Source organism: Flavobacterium sp. Sr18 (assembly GCF_011064265.1).
Lineage (GTDB): Bacteria > Bacteroidota > Bacteroidia > Flavobacteriales > Flavobacteriaceae > Flavobacterium > Flavobacterium petrolei.
The window spans coordinates 1112971-1131210 of sequence record NZ_CP049329.1; the positions used below are offsets into that span (position 1 = coordinate 1112971).

At 36.4% G+C, this 18240-nt stretch carries 9 protein-coding genes and 2 rRNA genes; 6 read left to right on the top strand and 5 right to left on the bottom strand.

Translation table 11 applies throughout. The features are described from left to right. Window positions 1-11: 11 nt before the first annotated feature. Together G7A72_RS04995 and sucC are read right to left on the bottom strand one after the other, a co-directional pair. Window positions 12-1580, bottom strand: a complete 1569-nt coding sequence (locus tag G7A72_RS04995) for a YdiU family protein (RefSeq protein ID WP_206531548.1) — start codon at window positions 1578-1580, stop codon at window positions 12-14. Window positions 1581-1738: 158 nt separating this feature from the next. Beyond that, window positions 1739-2932: an ADP-forming succinate--CoA ligase subunit beta gene (sucC, locus tag G7A72_RS05000; protein ID WP_165151672.1), complete on the bottom strand. Its 1194-nt coding sequence runs from the start codon at window positions 2930-2932 to the stop codon at window positions 1739-1741. A 407-nt stretch (window positions 2933-3339) separates the two neighbouring features. Here sucC and gltB point away from each other — a divergent pair, with 407 nt between their 5' ends. The 4 genes from gltB (at window position 3340) to G7A72_RS05020 (ending at window position 12280) form a co-directional block, all read left to right on the top strand. Then, entirely contained in the window at window positions 3340-7857 is a 4518-nt protein-coding gene (gene gltB / locus G7A72_RS05005) for a glutamate synthase large subunit (RefSeq protein ID WP_165151673.1), read from the top strand. A gap of 2 nt (window positions 7858-7859) precedes the next feature. Next, complete coding sequence (locus G7A72_RS05010) at window positions 7860-9314, top strand: glutamate synthase subunit beta (RefSeq protein WP_165151674.1); 1455 nt, start codon at window positions 7860-7862, stop codon at window positions 9312-9314. A 172-nt stretch (window positions 9315-9486) separates the two neighbouring features. After that, the gene (gene lysA / locus G7A72_RS05015; protein ID WP_165151675.1) at window positions 9487-10707 is read left to right on the top strand and encodes a diaminopimelate decarboxylase; all 1221 of its coding nucleotides are present in this window, start codon (window positions 9487-9489) and stop codon (window positions 10705-10707) included. A gap of 157 nt (window positions 10708-10864) precedes the next feature. After that, window positions 10865-12280 carry an alkaline phosphatase gene (locus tag G7A72_RS05020; RefSeq protein ID WP_165151676.1) on the top strand — a complete coding sequence of 472 codons (1416 nt, stop codon included), beginning with the start codon at window positions 10865-10867 and terminating at the stop codon, window positions 12278-12280. A 79-nt stretch (window positions 12281-12359) separates the two neighbouring features. Here the strand turns inward: G7A72_RS05020 and pafA are convergent, their stop codons facing one another. Beyond that, window positions 12360-13976 (bottom strand): alkaline phosphatase PafA, encoded by a 1617-nt coding sequence (gene pafA / locus G7A72_RS05025; RefSeq protein ID WP_165151677.1) that lies wholly within the window; start codon window positions 13974-13976, stop codon window positions 12360-12362. Window positions 13977-14150: 174 nt separating this feature from the next. Between pafA and G7A72_RS05030 the strand changes: the two genes are divergently transcribed. Both G7A72_RS05030 and G7A72_RS05035 read left to right on the top strand, forming a co-directional pair. Beyond that, on the top strand, window positions 14151-14357 hold the full coding sequence (locus tag G7A72_RS05030) for a hypothetical protein (RefSeq protein WP_165151678.1): 207 nt from the start codon (window positions 14151-14153) through the stop codon (window positions 14355-14357). 39 nt (window positions 14358-14396) lie between these two features. Further along, window positions 14397-14954 (top strand): hypothetical protein, encoded by a 558-nt coding sequence (locus G7A72_RS05035; protein WP_165151679.1) that lies wholly within the window; start codon window positions 14397-14399, stop codon window positions 14952-14954. Between the two features lie 87 nt (window positions 14955-15041). Here the strand turns inward: G7A72_RS05035 and rrf are convergent. Together rrf and G7A72_RS05045 are read right to left on the bottom strand one after the other, a co-directional pair. Further along, window positions 15042-15151: ribosomal RNA gene (gene rrf / locus G7A72_RS05040) — 5S ribosomal RNA — on the bottom strand. Window positions 15152-15303: 152 nt separating this feature from the next. Continuing rightward, window positions 15304-18187, bottom strand: a 23S ribosomal RNA gene (locus G7A72_RS05045). Between the last annotated feature and the right edge of the window lie 53 nt (window positions 18188-18240).

The following is an 18240-nucleotide window of genomic DNA, read 5'->3' on the forward strand; positions in this document are numbered from 1 at the left end:
TAAACCCAATTTTAAGAGCTACAACTTAACATTGAACATCCCACTTTATCTCTGGCCCAATCAGGTCTTTTGGCAAACCATTTTTGAAAATTCTGTTGTTCGTCATACGGATTTTTAAGTATTTCAAATAACTCGTTTAATAACGAATAATCTCCCTTATCCGCATCATCAATACACAATTGCGCCATGTAATTTCGCAGCACGTATTTTGGATTAACTAAATTCATCTTCTCTTTTCTTTCAGTATCTGAAACTGTTTCTTCATTGATTCGAATGGTGTACTTCTCAAACCAATTGTGCCAATCTTTCAAAATAGTTTGATCCAAATCCTTTTCATTATAGAAAGCATCCTTTATGGTATTGAAAGCGGTTGTTGCAGCATCAGCTTTGGTTACATTACTTAGATTTCTAAAGAAAATAGTCATATCCGTTTCTACTTTTTCAAGCAATTGAGTCAAACTTTGAATCAAAATAATATCTTGTTCTTTTTTGACTTGTAACCCGAGTTTATTTTGCATCATATTCAAATACTCTTTTTCATAATCCGTACTAAAAGCATCTAAAATAGTTTCCAGCGGTTTTGCTTCCTCAATTAAAGGATACAACGCATTCGCCAATTGATACAGATTCCACAACGCAATTTCAGGTTGATTCCCAAAACGGTATCTTTTATATTGATTATCGGTTGTATTTGGCGTCCAGCCGGAATTGTAGTCTTCTAACCAGCCGTAAGGTCCATAATCAATTGTGATACCGTGAATAGACATATTATCGGTATTCATAACGCCATGAACAAAACCTACGCGTTGCCAGTGCACAATCATATTTAGCGTTGTTTGAGTAACTTCTTGAAAAAATGCTAGGTATTTTTCGATACCTTCTTTTTGAATATGAGAAAAATGATGTTTGATAGTAAAATCAGCCAGTAATTTAAGATTAAAGTGGTCTTCTCGGGAAGCAAATAATTCAAAACTTCCAAAACGAATAAAAGAAGGAGCCACTCTGCAAACGATGGCGCCTTTTTCGTAGGCAGGATTTCCATTGTACAAAACATCACGCAATACTTGATCGCCAGAAAGCATTAACGAAAGCGATCGTGTCGTAGGAACTCCCAAATAATGCATCGCTTCAGCACATAAATGCTCTCGAATGGAAGAACGCAATACGGCAAAGCCATCTGCAGTTCTGGAATATGGTGTTGGCCCTGCTCCTTTTAGTTGCAAAGTATAGGTCTTATTATTATGAATTACTTCGGTAAGATTGATAGCACGCCCATCTCCTAATTGTCCAGCCCAATTCCCAAATTGATGCCCCGCATAAGGCATAGCATACGGTTTCGTACCCGGATAAATTGTACTTCCTGAAAAAGTATTCAAAAAATCAGTTGAAAGTATATCTTCCTGAGAAAGACCAATCGCATTAGCTACTTCAATTGAAGAATGAATCAGGGAAGGATTGGAAAGTTTTTTGGGTAATACGTATGAGTAGCAAGCTTGATGAACTTGTCTTGGAACATTTATTTCATTCGAATCAGCTGGTAATTCGGCAGTAAAATTATTTTTTATCTGGAGTTTCATAATAACTAAAAAAGTTAAAAACAAAGATAATTGTTGTGAGTCAGAAAACTTTGCTCTTTCAATTATTATTATGATTTGTTCTATCTAAAAATTTATTTTTTCCAAAAAAAATCCTGTTCGCCGTAGCAAACAGGATTTTCAATATATAACATTTTTACTAATTAAGAAAGTGCTGCTTTTACTTGATCCGCTGCTTCTTGGAATTCAACAGCTGATAAAATTGGCATTCCTGAATTATCAATTAATTCTTTTGCTATAGCTGCATTTGTACCTTGTAAACGAACAATGATTGGCACTTTAATTGCATCACCCATATTTTTGTAAGCGTCAACAACTCCTTGCGCCACACGGTCACAACGAACGATTCCACCAAAAATATTAATCAAAATAGCTTTTACGTTTTGATCTTTTAAGATAATACGGAAAGCAGTTTCAACACGTTTTGCATCAGCAGTTCCACCTACGTCAAGAAAGTTAGCAGGCTCAAAACCAGCATACTTAATTAAATCCATGGTTGCCATTGCTAAACCAGCTCCGTTCACCATACATCCTACTGTACCGTCAAGATCTACATAGTTTAATCCTACTTCTTTTGCTTCCACTTCGATTGGGTTTTCCTCACGAATGTCACGCATATCAGCATATTTTTTTTGTCTGTATAAAGCATTATCATCGATATTTACTTTAGCATCTACAGCCATAATTTTATTGTCAGATGTTTTTAAAACCGGGTTGATTTCAAACATCGAAGCATCAGATCCAATATAAGCATTGTATAAAGAATCGATGAATTTCACCATTTCTTTAAATGCATTTCCAGAAAGACCTAAGTTAAAAGCAATTCTTCTTGCTTGAAAACCTTGTAATCCAACAGAAGGATCTACTTCTTCAGTAAAAATTAAATGAGGAGTGTGTTCCGCAACTTCTTCAATATCCATTCCACCTTCAGTAGAATACATAATCATGTTACGACCTGTAGCTCTATTTAATAAAACAGAAACATAAAACTCAGAAGTTTCACTTTCACCAGGATAATATACATCTTCAGCGATTAAAACTTTGTGTACTTTTTTACCTTCAGCAGAAGTTTGAGGTGTAATCAATTGCATTCCGATGATTTGCGCTGAAATCTCTTCAACTTGTTGTAAATTTTTGGCAAGTTTAACTCCACCACCTTTTCCACGTCCACCTGCATGAACTTGGGCTTTTACAACATACCAACTTGTACCAGTTTCGGCAGTTAATTGTTTTGCAGCTGCAACCGCTTCTACTGGGCTATTAGCAACGATTCCGCGCTGAATGCGAACTCCGTAGCTAGCTAAAATCTCTTTTCCTTGATATTCGTGTATGTTCATAATATAGAATTTGTCTGGCTTCTGAATTTCTTTCAGAATAAAAGTGCCACAAAAATAGCAAAATTAAACTTAACTGTTATTTTTTTTTTAATTAAATATAGGTCAAAATAGAGATATTTTAAACAAAAACAGAACCTACTGCAATTTTAAAAAAATATAAAAATTAATTACAAATTTGTTATAATTATCAGGCAAAATTCATTGGCAAAGTATTTCTTTCAAAAACAGTGCTTTCCTTTACCCATTTACATTTTCTTTTTATCGAAAAATCAAATCGGAAGTGTTTAAATATCATTATTGAGATTTATTTAACCTTTTTCTGTTAGAACTGTAAAAACAAGGCGCTTTTAACTTTTACGCCTATTATATGTTACTAAATCTTTAATTTTGTAGAAAAAAATTTAAGCATGAAAGTTAAAGAACAAGGCCTTTATTTGCCCGAATTTGAACACGACAATTGCGGAGCAGGATTCATTTGTAATTTAAATGGAATTAAATCAAATGATATTATACACAAAGCACTGGATATACTAATCAAATTAGAACACCGTGGTGCTGTGAGTTCTGATGGCAGAACTGGAGATGGAGCAGGAATATTATTTGATATCCCACATGATTTTTTTAAGAAAGTTTGTGAATTTGATATCCCGGAAACTAAGGAGTATGCAGTAGGAATGGTTTTTATGCCAAAAAGTAAAAACCAAGTTGTTTTTTGTAAAACCACTTTTGAAACATCAATACGAGATCAAAATCTAGAAATCTTAGGATGGAGAGACGTTCCGGTTGACGCAACAAATTTAGGACGAATAGCCGGCGAGAAAGAACCAACAGTAAAACAAGTATTTGTAGGTAAAAATGGTTTAAACCTTACGGAACAACAATTTAACGCTAAATTATTTGCAGCGAGAAAAATAGCAGAACACGTAATTCGAAATTCAAGAATTTCAGAAAGTCACATGTTTTATTTTTCCAGTTTCTCAACTACTACAATAATATACAAAGGTTTGTTGATGCCGGAAGATATCAGCAGGTATTATACGGATTTATTAGATGACGACTTAGTAACCCGATTAGCTTTGGTTCACCAACGATTTTCTACCAATACATTCCCATCTTGGGAATTAGCACAGCCTTTCCGTTATATGTGTCACAATGGTGAAATAAATACACTTCGTGGCAATATTAGCCGCATGCGTGCTCGTGAAGAATTGATGAAAAGTGACGTTTTTGGTGATGATATCAAAAAATTATTTCCAATTATTTTAGAAGGAAAATCAGATTCCGCTTCTATGGATATGGTAATTGAACTGTTATTGATGACCGGTCGTTCTTTGCCGGAAGCCATGATGATGGTTGTTCCTGAAGCTTGGGAAAAACATCAAACGATGTCAGCCGACAAAAAGGCATTTTATGAATATAACGCTTGTATCATGGAGCCTTGGGATGGTCCGGCTTCTATTCCTTTTACTGACGGAAACGTTATTGGTGCTTTATTGGATAGAAATGGATTGCGTCCTTCCAGATATACATTGACTAAAAGTGGTTTCGTAATTATGTCTTCAGAAATTGGTGTTCTCGACATCAAACCAGAAGATGTGATACAACATGGTCGTTTAGAACCCGGAAAAATGTTCCTTGTGGACATGAACGAAGGGCGAATTATTGAAGATGACGAAATCAAAAACGCTATTGTTACCAAACGTCCTTACAAACAATGGTTGGATGAAAATTTAGTACAATTGGCTCAAATACCATATACGGATAATCCAATTCCTGTTGAAAACATAGATTTTGAAACAAGACAAAGACTCTTTGGATACACTTTAGAGGATTTAAAAACAATCATAAACCCGATGGGAGCTCAAGGTGCAGAAGCATTAAGCTCTATGGGAAATGACACTCCGTTAGCAGTTTTATCAGATCAACCACAGCTTTTATACAACTATTTCAAGCAGTTGTTTGCTCAGGTTACCAATCCACCATTGGATGGTATTCGTGAAGAAATCATCACGGATATCAGTTTAGCGATTGGTGGAGATTATAATATTTTTGACATTGTTCCAAAGCATTGTAAAAAACTAAAAATTCAAAATCCAGTAATTTCAAACGAGGATTTAGATAAAATAAGAAACATTGATCATGCTGATTTCAAATCAGTCACTATTTCTACATTATATGATATAGAAAAAGGAGTAAACGGATTAGAACGCGCTTTGGAAAGAGCGGTACAAGCGACTTTCAAAGCAGTTACTGAAGGTTGCAATATTGTAATTATTTCTGACAGAGGTGTAAGTGAAAAAATGGCTCCAATACCAATGTTACTGGCGTGTTCTTACATTCATCATTCGCTTAACATTCTAAAAGTTCGTTCTAAATTTGGAATCATAATTGAATCCGCAGAACCTCGAGAACCACATCATTTTGCCTTGTTATTTGGTTATGGAGCCAGCGCAATCAATCCTTACATGGTGAATGAAATAATTCACAACCAAGTGAACGAAGGTTTTATCACTGGTATAAAAGCGGATTATGCCATCAAAAATTACAACAAAGCGATTGCAAAAGGGATTCTGAAAATCATGAATAAAATTGGTATCTCGACGTTACATTCATACCGAGCGGCACAAATTTTTGAAATTTTAGGATTAAATAAAACATTCACTTCTAAATATTTCCCTTACACTCCTTCCCGAATTGAAGGAATTGGTCTGATGGAAGTCGAAAAAGAAATCAAGAAACGATACCAAAAAGCATTTCCAAATTCAAAAGTAAGTAGTTTACTGCCTTTAGAAATTGGAGGAATTTACCGATGGAGAAGAAATGGGGAAAAACACATGTTTAACCCAACAACGATTTCTAAATTACAACAAGCAGTTCGTCTAAATAGCCCTGAAAGTTATAAGGAATATGCCAAAATGGTCAATGATCAAAGTGAAAACTTGATGACTATTAGAGGTTTATTTGAATTTAATAACTTAGACCCTATTTCCATTGATGAAGTGGAACCTTGGACTGAGATTGTAAAAAAATTCAAAACTGGCGCCATGTCTTATGGATCTATCAGCCAAGAAGCGCATGAAAATCTAGCGATTGCCATGAACAGAATTGGCGGAAAAAGTAATTCTGGAGAAGGTGGAGAAGATCCAAAACGTTTCCAAAAAGACTTAAATGGAGATTCTAGAAATAGTGCTATCAAGCAAGTTGCTTCCGGAAGATTTGGGGTTTCTATCAACTATTTAACCAATGCCAAAGAGATTCAAATAAAAATGGCTCAAGGTGCAAAACCTGGAGAAGGTGGTCAATTACCTGGTGAAAAAGTTGTGCCTTGGATTGCCGAAGTTAGGAATTCAACACCATATGTTGGATTAATTTCACCGCCGCCACACCACGATATTTATTCTATTGAGGATTTATCCCAGTTAATTTTTGATTTAAAAAATGCCAATCGTGAAGCTAGAATTAATGTAAAATTAGTTTCTGAAGTAGGTGTTGGAACAATCGCTGCCGGTGTTGCTAAAGCAAAAGCCGACGTGATTTTGATTTCTGGATATGACGGAGGAACTGGAGCTGCACCTTTAACTTCACTGCAACACACCGGTATTCCATGGGAACTTGGACTTGCCGAAGCACAACAAACATTAATCTTAAATGATTTAAGAAGTCGCGTAGTTTTAGAATGTGACGGACAATTGAAAACAGGACGTGATGTCGCAATTGCTGCATTACTTGGAGCTGAAGAATTTGGTTTTGCAACCGCGCCTTTAGTAGCATCTGGTTGTATCATGATGAGAGCATGTCACTTGAATACCTGTCCAGTTGGTATTGCAACGCAAGATCCTGAATTGAGAAAAAATTTCAAAGGAACGCCGGAACACATCATCAACTTCATGTATTTTATTGCTGAAGAGTTGAGAGAAATCATGGCACAACTTGGATTTAGAACATTAAAAGAAATGGTAGGACAATCTCAAAAATTGAATGTCAATAAAGCCATTAAGCATTATAAAGCAAGTGGATTAGATTTATCTACAATTTTATATAAGCCAGAAAAAGCTAAAGAAGTTCCAAATCATAATACTACTACACAAGACCACGCTTTAGACCATGTACTTGATTTTGAAATTATAAAAGCAGCTATTCCTTCTATTTATAGAAAAGAAAAAACAAGAGTTACTTTTGATATCAAAAATACAGATCGTTCCGTTGGCGCTATATTGAGTAATGAAATTTCAAAAATATATGGTGCTCAAGGTTTACCTGAGGACACCATATTAGTCGATTTTACAGGATCAGCAGGACAAAGTTTTGGTGCTTTTGCAACTAATGGTTTATCATTCAAAATTCATGGAAACTGTAATGATTATCTAGGAAAAGGGCTTTCAGGTGGTAAATTGATTATCAAAGTCCCTCCTACTGCAACATTCAAACCAGAAGAAAATATCATCATTGGTAACGTGGCACTTTATGGAGCAATCACTGGTGAAGCGTATATAAATGGTATGGCCGGAGAACGTTTTTGTGTGAGAAATTCTGGAGCAACAGCCGTTGTAGAAGGGATTGGAGATCATGGTTGCGAATATATGACTGGAGGAACTGTTGTAGTTTTAGGGAAAACAGGAAGAAATTTTGCAGCTGGAATGTGTGGTGGTATTGCGTATGTTTTTGACCCAAATAAAAAATTCGACGCTACCTTATGTAATATGGAAATGGTTGCTTTTGAAACATTGGAAGATGATGACTTTACTAAACTGAGACGTTTGATAAAAAATCATTCAATGTATACCAACAGCCCTTTAGCAAAAAGAATTTTAGAAGATTGGGAAAACCAACGCGGCCATTTTATCAAAGTAATGCCAACAGATTACAAAAAAGCATTGCAAAGATTAGCCGAAGAAAAACAAATTGAAGAACTACTAGCACTATAGTTATGGGAAAGATAGGAGGATTTAAAGAATATAATAGAACTGACGAAAGTAATATAGTTGTTGAAGAACGTGTTTCAAATTACAATGAATTCACAATTACAATACCTAAAGATAAAATCAAAGAACAAGGATCCAGATGTATGGATTGTGGTATTCCTTTTTGTCACAGTGCTTGTCCATTAGGAAATTTGATACCCGATTTTAATGACATGGTGCATCAGGAAGAATGGGAAAGCGCCTTGGAAATACTACAATCAACCAATAATTTTCCAGAATTTACTGGTCGTTTATGCCCAGCTCCATGTGAAAAATCATGTGTGTTAGGAATTATTAGCGAGCCTGTAGCTATCGAAAATATTGAAAAAAATATTATAGAAAGAGGTTTTGCTGAAGGTTGGATCAAACCACAACCACCAGAAGTCAGAACAGGGAAAACTGTAGCTGTAATAGGTTCTGGTCCTGCAGGTTTGGCTGCTGCACAACAATTAAATCGCGCTGGACATACTGTTACCGTTTTTGAAAGAGACAATGCCATTGGTGGATTATTACGTTACGGAATTCCAAATTTCAAATTAGAAAAAGGAATTATAGACAGACGCGTTGCTGTTTTAGAAGCTGAAGGAATTACTTTTAAAACGAATGTAAATGTTGGCGTAAACTATAGTATTGAAGAATTGAATGCTTTTGATTCTATCGTATTATGTGGTGGCGCAACCGAACGAAGAAGTTTACCTACTAAAGGAATAGAAAGTAAGGGAGTTGTTCAAGCGATGACTTTCTTGACACAACAAACAAAATCACTATATGGTGAGGTAGTTGCTGATCAAATAATGGCGACCGGTAAAGATGTGATTGTTATTGGTGGTGGAGATACTGGTTCTGATTGTGTGGGAACTTCAAACAGACACGGAGCTAAATCGGTTACTAATTTTGAGATTTTACCAAAACCACCAGTTGGAAGAAGTGAAACTACTCCTTGGCCATTTTGGCCATTGCAATTAAAAACTTCCTCTTCACATGAAGAAGGTTGTAATAGAAACTGGTTAATCAACACCAAAGAATTCATTTCTAATGAAAAAGGAGAACTCGTAGGTTTAAAAACTGTTGAAGTGGCTTGGAAAATGACACCTGGGCAAAGACCTGAATTGATAGAAAAAGAAGGTTCAGAAAAAATATGGCCTTGTGATTTAGCTTTATTAGCACTTGGATTTACAGGACCAGAGAAAACATTAAGTGATCAATTAGGATTAGAAATTGATATGAGAAGCAATTATAAAGCAACCAATTATCAAACGAATGTTCCTCATGTTTTTACTGCGGGCGACATGCGAAGAGGACAATCATTAATTGTTTGGGCAATATCTGAGGGTCGTGAAGCTGCCAGAGAAGTCGATAAATATTTAATGGGTTATACCAATTTACCAACTAAAGGAAATGGCGATTTACCCAACTTGTAGTTCTTGATAGCATTACATAACCCTTGACAGAAAAATTTTGTCAAGGGTTATTTTTTTTAAAAAATTTCAAATAAATGTTTAATTTATAACTTTTTGTTAGAATTTGTTAGAATTCGTTCATTAACTTGTGGGACTAAATAAAGAGTAATAAATTTGCTCAAAATTAATAATCATGCAATCAAAAGACTTAGTACAATTAGCAGAACAATTTGGCAGTCCATTATACGTTTATGATGCCGAAAAAATACAATCTCAATACAATAGATTAACTAAAGCTTTTTCAAAGGTAGAAAAGTTGCGCATCAATTATGCAATGAAGGCTTTGTCGAATGTTGCTATACTTCAGTTATTAAAAGAAATGGGATCAGGATTAGATACTGTTTCCATTCAAGAAGTATTATTGGGACTTCATGCTGGCTACGACCCAGAAAAAATATTTTATACTCCAAATGGTGTTTCTCTTGAAGAAATTGAAGAAGTTTCAGCCATGGGAGTTCAAATCAATATCGATAATTTATCCATATTAGAGCAATTTGGCACAAAATACCCAAATGTTCCAGTATGCATCCGAATAAATCCGCACGTAATGGCTGGTGGAAATGCAAATATATCTGTTGGTCATATCGATAGTAAATTTGGCATTTCTGTTCACCAATTACCTCATTTGGTTCGCATTGTTGATAATACAAAAATGAATATTGTAGGTATTCACATGCACACAGGTTCTGACATTTTGGATATCGAAGTATTTTTATATGCTGCTGAAATATTATTTGATGCCGCCAGAAACTTCAAAAACCTTGAATTTCTAGACTTCGGAAGTGGATTTAAAGTGCCTTATAAAAAAGACGATATTGAAACTGATATTGAAGAATTAGGTAAAAAACTATCTAAAAGATTCAATGCCTTTTGTACCGAATACGGAAAAGAATTAACCTTAATATTTGAACCTGGGAAATTTTTAGTAAGTGAAGCAGGTTTCTTTTTGGCTAAAGTAAATGTCGTTAAACAAACTACTTCAACAGTTTTTGCGGGAATAGACAGTGGTTTTAATCATTTGATTAGACCAATGTTTTATGGTTCACAACATCATATCGAAAATATATCTCATCCAAAAGGGAAAGAACGCTTTTACTCCGTCGTAGGATACATTTGCGAAACTGATACTTTTGCTAATAATAGAAAAATTGCAGAAATAAAAGAAGGTGATATTTTATCTTTTAGAAATGCAGGAGCTTATTGCTTCTCCATGGCTTCCAATTATAACTCGAGATACAAGCCCGCCGAAGTTTTATGGATGAATGGTGAAGGGCATTTAATCAGAGCACATGAAACCTTTGAAGATTTACTTAAAAATCAAATTCCGTTACCAGTTGCTGTAACAACAGAATAAACTAAATAATCCCATTTGCGACCGTAAATGGGATTATTTTTTACATTAAAACCAATCTCCTCGTAAAATTAATTTATTCCAAAAAATAATCAATCCTTAACATATTCAGTAAAAGAGTTTCTTTACTTTTGAAATTCTTATAAAAAAACTCAAACGAATGAATAGACGGAAATTTTTCAAGAACGGTTCTTTATTTGCTATTGGTGCTTCACTCTTAAATCCCTTTATAGGTAATGCGAACGAGTTAGATTTTGACACTTTAAAAAAAAATAAAAAAGCAAAAAATATAATTGTAATCGTTAGTGACGGAATGAGCATTGGTACACTAAATATGGCTGACATCTATTTGAATAGAAAAACAGGTATAGGGAGTAATTGGATCCAATTGTATAAAGACAACAAAGTAACACGAGCATTGATGGACATGGCATCAGCATCATCAATTGTTACAGATTCCGCTGCAGCAAGTTCATCTTGGGGAAGTGGGTTTCGTGTCAAAAATGGCTCCTTGAATGTAGGCGTAAACGGAGAAGAATACATTCCAATATGGCAAAAATTCAAAAAAGCAGGAAAAATGACAGGATGTGTTACGACTGTTCCTATAACACATGCCACACCTGCGGGTTTTTGTATTGCTTCAAAAAGTAGAAACAGTCAGGAAAGTATTGCTGAAATGTATCTTGACTTGAAGTTTGATATCATGATGGGTGGCGGAAATAACTATTTCTCATCAGATAGCCGAAAAGACAAACGTGATATGTACCAAGAATTTTCAAAAAATGGATTTTCTGTTGTAAAAAATAAAAGTGAAATGTTGGCCTGCGATAACAGTAAACCAATACTTGGGGTTTTTTATAACGACGGCCTACCCTATTCTAAAGACAGAGAAAGTAGTAAAGAACTTACCGGAACTATTCCAACTCTAGCTGAAATGACGGAACGTGCCATTGCTAAAATGAAAGATCATCCTAATGGTTTTGTACTGCAAGTTGAAGCAGGAAAAGTAGACTGGGCAGCACATGGCAATGACATCGCTGGATTACTTTATGATCAAGTAGCTCATGATGAAGCCGTAAAAGTTGCTATTGATTTTGCTGAAAAAGATAAAAATACATTGGTCATTATCACAACAGATCATGGAAATGCAAATCCAGGAATTATCTATGGAAAAGATGCTGATGAAAATTTTGATTCGATCCAAAATTATAGACAAACTAACGATTGGATTTTAAATGGAATTGGTCAAGAAACATCTGTATCACAAGTAATTGAAAGAATTGAATATGCTAATAAAACTATTTTAAAAGAAGATGAGGCAAAAGAAATTTTGAATTTTTATTCGAATATAAAATTAGAGGAAGGGCTCTATAATCCAAAACATTTACCTTTCAAAGTACTGGCTGACATTCAAAAGAAACACAATTCAGTAGGTTGGATCAGTATGGATCACTCTGCAGATTATAGTGAGTTAGCCATGTACGGACCCGGAAGTGATTTACTAAAACCTTTCATAAAAAACACCGACTTGCATTATTTAATGCTAGAGGCTGCTGAAGTAGAAAACAAATTTTAAAAACAACCATAAAATTAAAAAACTCCTCTCTTATTAAAAAGAGAGAAGTTTTTTAGCTTTGAAAAAGGTTTTAAATGCTTTATTTTTTCTCTAAAAGTGTTTCCAAAACTTCAGATTCAGTTCCATTAGGAAATGGAATTTTCAACATTTGAGAAAGCGTCGGTGCTATTTGAGTGATGTATTTTTTAGTGTGTAATTCTCCTTTTGGAACATGCCATCCATAAAAAAGTAACGGAACGTGTGTATCATAACTATTAGGTGAACCATGTGTAGTTCCTGTAGCTTGATATTCCATATAACCCGTTTTATCAAGTATTACAATGTCTCCATTTTGTTTAGGATCATAACCTTTAGAAATAAAACTTAAGAAATAATCGTCGCCAGAAGATGCTAAAATTTCCTCTTCGGTATACACTCTTTTAACGTGTTCTTGTGTCATTAAAAACTCTTTGAAACTTTGTTTAACTTTAGTTAATTCTAAACCTTTTTGTTTTATAATTTCTTTGTTGAAGAAAATATTAAAGTTAGAATAATCTAATATCAAATCTGAACCAAATGTTTCGTTTGAATGTTTTTTTAATGCCTCAACAATATCTTTGGAAGGAATATTTTTAACATTGTATTTATTATCTTTTAAATAATTAGGATTTTCAGCTCCGGCGTGATCAGCAGTAAGAAAAAGCAAGTAATTATCCTCACCAACGGTCTTGTCTAAATAGTTTAAAAACTGAGCTATCGTTTGATCTAAACGCAAATAAGTATCCTGTAACTCCATAGAACGAGGTCCAAAAGTATGTCCTACATAATCAGTAGAAGAAAAACTAACGGTAAGAAAATCAGTAATATCATCTTTACCTAAATCTTCATTTTCAACAGCTTTCATAGCTAATTCTGCCAAAATATCATTTCCAAAAGGTGTAGTTCTTAAAACATCTGCGCCTTTTTCTTTATAAATTTTACTTAAATCATACGGCAAAACGGGCGCGTTAGCTTTATCTAATTTTCCTTCATAAGGATTATCATCAGGAAGACTTTCATTATAAGTAGCTATAGGTTTCAATAAATTCCAACCTTTATTAATATAATTCATGTATCGTTTTTCTTGGTTAAACTCCGTTACCCAATTCGGTAATGTGGAACCATAAAAAGTACTTGAGATAAAAGATCCTGTTTTGCTATACCAAAATGCCCAATTAGCAAAATGACCCGCCGGCAAAATTGCACCACGATCTTTGATGCTTAAACCTATGACTTTACCTTTGAAATTTGTTGCCATTCGTAACTCATCAGTAATTGTAGTACTTAATAAGTTTTTTGGAGACATTGCTCCTTCTTTTTCTGTACCGTCACCTACTGTTTTTACAGATGCGTCATCCGTACAATACATATCTTTTCCAATGGCTTTATTGAACCAATCATTTCCAACTATTCCATGGGTTGATGGAGTCGTTCCTGTATAAATACTTGCATGACCGGGCGCCGTATAAGTAGGAACATAATTATAATGCATATTGTGAAAAGTATATCCATTATTTATCAATCTTTTAAAGCCATTCTCAGAAAAATCATCTGAAAAACGATACAAATATTCCATTTTCATTTGATCTACCACTATACCAACCACTAATTTGGGGCGTTGTTGCGCTTCTGAGTTTAAAGACATAACAAATGTCAAAAACAAAATAATTCTTTTCATAGTATACTTATATAATTAAAACAAAAATACAACTTAAACTTTAATCAAACTCCGAACAAAGACCTAAGGATAATAATTTAATCCATTCTTAACTTCATTAAAAAATATTTGCGCAATAGTCAATTAAAATTTGCAAGAATATATTTTCTTTCATTTACAAATGAATGACTAAATATGAATAGGTTTCTAAATAAAGTAATCATGGAAATGTATGACAATACAAATACTGCTCAAAAATCATTCGATGAAAATTATTTATCAGAAGAATTATTACAGGCACAATGGGCTGAATTCATAGAACTAAAAAAAGTAATTGCAGAAATATACCTTAAAAAAGGAAGTCCGATAACCATATTAGATATAGGAATTGGTAATGCTTGAATAGTAAAACATTTAAGTGCAATTCCCGAAATGTGGGACATGATTGAATCATATGATGGTACTGACAATGCCGAAATATGTGTTAATTTATCCCGTAACACAGTAAATAAATTAAAAATTGAAAATAAAGTGACAGTTTATTTTTTAGATGCTGTAAAATTAAATCAATTACCAAAGCAGTATGATTTAATTATTACAACTTGGTTTACTGCAGGAAATTTTTATCCTGAAAACTTCCCTTTTGAAAATTATAATTCATTGACAGAAAAAATCGATTTATCAAAAAATGAAAAATTTGATACTATTTTCACCTTTGCCTATGAAATGTTAAATGCTAATGGAGAAATTTTAATTGGAGCTTGCTATATTGACAATGAGAATACAAGAGAAAAACAAGAACTCTCTTATAAAAGAATGGGAATGACTGTAATAACTGATGCTAAAGATGGCTTTACGGCTACAAAAGAAAGATTTTGGTCGCAAAGATTTACAAAAGAAAAAATATACAGCTATTTTGAATTTGTGAAACAGGACAAAATATCATTTACACCACTTGATCCTTATAATTATGCGATGCAAATAAGAATTAAAAAGTAAAAGGATTAATTATTAATTAATAGCTCTAAACAAGTCTCACCACTATAAAATAAAAAACCCTATTCCGAAAGGAACAGGGTTTTCAAAGAAAGGCGACGACATACTCTCCCACATAACTGCAGTACCATCTGCGCAGGCGGGCTTAACTACTCTGTTCGGGATGGGAAGAGGTGAGCCCCGCCGCAATAACCACCTTAAGAGGTTATAATTGCTTTGGGCAATTACTGTAATGTTGTTTACATTGTATTATAAACATCAATCACATAATATCTTAACATACTGAGATAAAGAAAAAGTTTTTTTATTAGAAAGTTTCTTCTCTCCCGTCTTTTGGACGGGAGAGAAAAGCGTACATAAGCTTACGGGTTATTAGTACTACTCGACTATGACATTACTGCCTTTACATCTATAGCCTATCAACGTGGTCATCTCCCACGACCCTTAAAAGAAATCTCATCTTGTGGTGGGTTTCGCGCTTATATGCTTTCAGCGCTTATCCCTTCCAAACGTAGCTACTCTGCGATGCCACTGGCGTGACAACAGATACACTAGAGGTTTGTCCAATTCGGTCCTCTCGTACTAGAATCAGATCCACTCAAATTTCTTGCGCCCACAGTAGATAGAGACCGAACTGTCTCACGACGTTCTGAACCCAGCTCGCGTGCCACTTTAATGGGCGAACAGCCCAACCCTTGGGACCTTCTCCAGCCCCAGGATGTGACGAGCCGACATCGAGGTGCCAAACCCCCCCGTCGATATGAGCTCTTGGGGGAGATCAGCCTGTTATCCCCGGCGTACCTTTTATCCTTTGAGCGATGGCCCTTCCATGCGGAACCACCGGATCACTATGCTCTACTTTCGTACCTGATCGACCTGTATGTCTCTCAGTCAAGCTCCCTTATGCCATTGCACTCTACGCACGGTTACCAAGCGTACTGAGGGAACCTTTAGAAGCCTCCGTTACTCTTTTGGAGGCGACCACCCCAGTCAAACTACCCACCAAGCAATGTCCCCCGCATTACGGGGTTAGGCCTCAGATAAACAAAGGGTTGTATTTCAACAATGACTCCACAACGCCTAGCGACGCCACTTCACAGTCTCCAACCTATCCTACACATCATTTATCCAAGGTCAATACTAAGCTATAGTAAAGGTGCACAGGGTCTTTTCGTCCCACTGCGGGTAAGCGGCATCTTCACCGCTACTACAATTTCACCGAGCTCATGGCTGAGACAGTGTCCAGATCGTTACACCATTCGTGCAGGTCGGAACTTACCCGACAAGGAATTTCGCTACCTTAGGACCGTTATAGTTACGGCCGCCGTTTACTGGGGCTTCATTTCAATGCTTCTCCGAAGATAACATCTCCACTTAACCTTCCAGCACCGGGCAGGTGTCAGGCCCTATACTTCATCTTACGATTTTGCAGAGCCCTGTGTTTTTGATAAACAGTCGCCTGGACCTCTTCACTGCGGCCAGCATTGCTGCTGGCGACCCTTCTCCCGAAGTTACGGGTCTATTTTGCCTAATTCCTTAGCCATGAATCTCTCGAGCACCTTAGGATTCTCTCCTCGACTACCTGTGTCGGTTTGCGGTACGGGTACTTATTACCTGAAGTTTAGAGGTTTTTCTTGGAAGCCCTTAGGCGCACTATCTCTTTGTCCGAAGACTCCGAGTACTATCGTATTTCCCCAAAACCCGTGGATTTGCCTGCGGGTCTTATAGGTAGGTACTTCAACGAACTATTCCGTCAGTTCGCGGCGCTTTCATCACTCCGTCACCCCATCACAGTAATAACTAGTACGGGAATATTAACCCGTTGTCCATCGACTGTCCCTTTCGGGTTCGCCTTAGGTCCCGACTAACCCACAGCTGATTAGCATAGCTGTGGAAACCTTAGTCTTTCGGTGTGCGGGTTTCTCGCCCGCATTATCGTTACTTATGCCTACATTTTCTTTTCTAACCAGTCCAGCATGCCTTACGACACACCTTCTACCCTGTTAGAATGCTCCCCTACCACTTAGAGTAAACTCTAAATCCATAGCTTCGGTAATATACTTATGCCCGATTATTATCCATGCTCGTCCGCTCGACTAGTGAGCTGTTACGCACTCTTTAAATGAATGGCTGCTTCCAAGCCAACATCCTAGCTGTCTATGCAGACAAACCTCGTTCTTTCAACTTAGTATATATTTGGGGACCTTAGCTGATGGTCTGGGTTCTTTCCCTCTCGGACTTGGACCTTAGCACCCAAGCCCTCACTGTTATGAAACATTATATAGCATTCGGAGTTTGTCAGGAATTGGTAGGCGGTGAAGCCCCCGCATCCAATCAGTAGCTCTACCTCTATATAACTTTACGCATAACGCTGCACCTAAATGCATTTCGGGGAGTACGAGCTATTTCCGAGTTTGATTGGCCTTTCACCCCTACCCACAGGTCATCCGAAGACTTTTCAACGTCAACCGGTTCGGACCTCCACACTGTGTTACCAGCGCTTCATCCTGCCCATGGGTAGATCACACGGTTTCGCGTCTAACACTACTGACTAAAGCGCCCTATTCAGACTCGCTTTCGCTACGGATCCGTGGCTTAACCACTTATCCTTGCCAGCAACGTTAACTCGTAGGCTCATTATGCAAAAGGCACGCCGTCACCCCACGAAAGGGCTCCGACCGCTTGTAAGCGTATGGTTTCAGGATCTATTTCACTCCGTTATTCACGGTTCTTTTCACCTTTCCCTCACGGTACTGGTTCACTATCGGTCTCTCAGGAGTATTTAGCCTTAGCGGATGGTCCCGCCAAATTCAGACAGGATTTCTCGTGTCCCGCCCTACTCAGGATACCACTATCGTTATCTTCTTTTACTTATACAGGGCTATCACCTTCTTTGGCTCTACTTTCCAGTAGATTCTAATTCAATCCGCAACAAATGTCGTGGTCCTACAACCCCAATATTGCCGTAACAACATTGGTTTGGGCTAATCCGCGTTCGCTCGCCACTACTTACGGAATCACTTTTGTTTTCTTCTCCTCCGCCTACTTAGATGTTTCAGTTCAGCGGGTTTGCCCACCTATCGGTGTACTATGTCTTCAACATAGTGGGTTGCCCCATTCAGGTATCTACGGATCATATCGTGTGTGCCAATCCCCGTAGCTTTTCGCAGCTTATCACGCCTTTCATCGCCTCTGAGAGCCAAGGCATCCCCCATACGCCCTTATTTTGCTTATTGTACCAATCTTAAAATTAATTAAGACCGTTTCTTTTACTTGTCTAATGATAAAC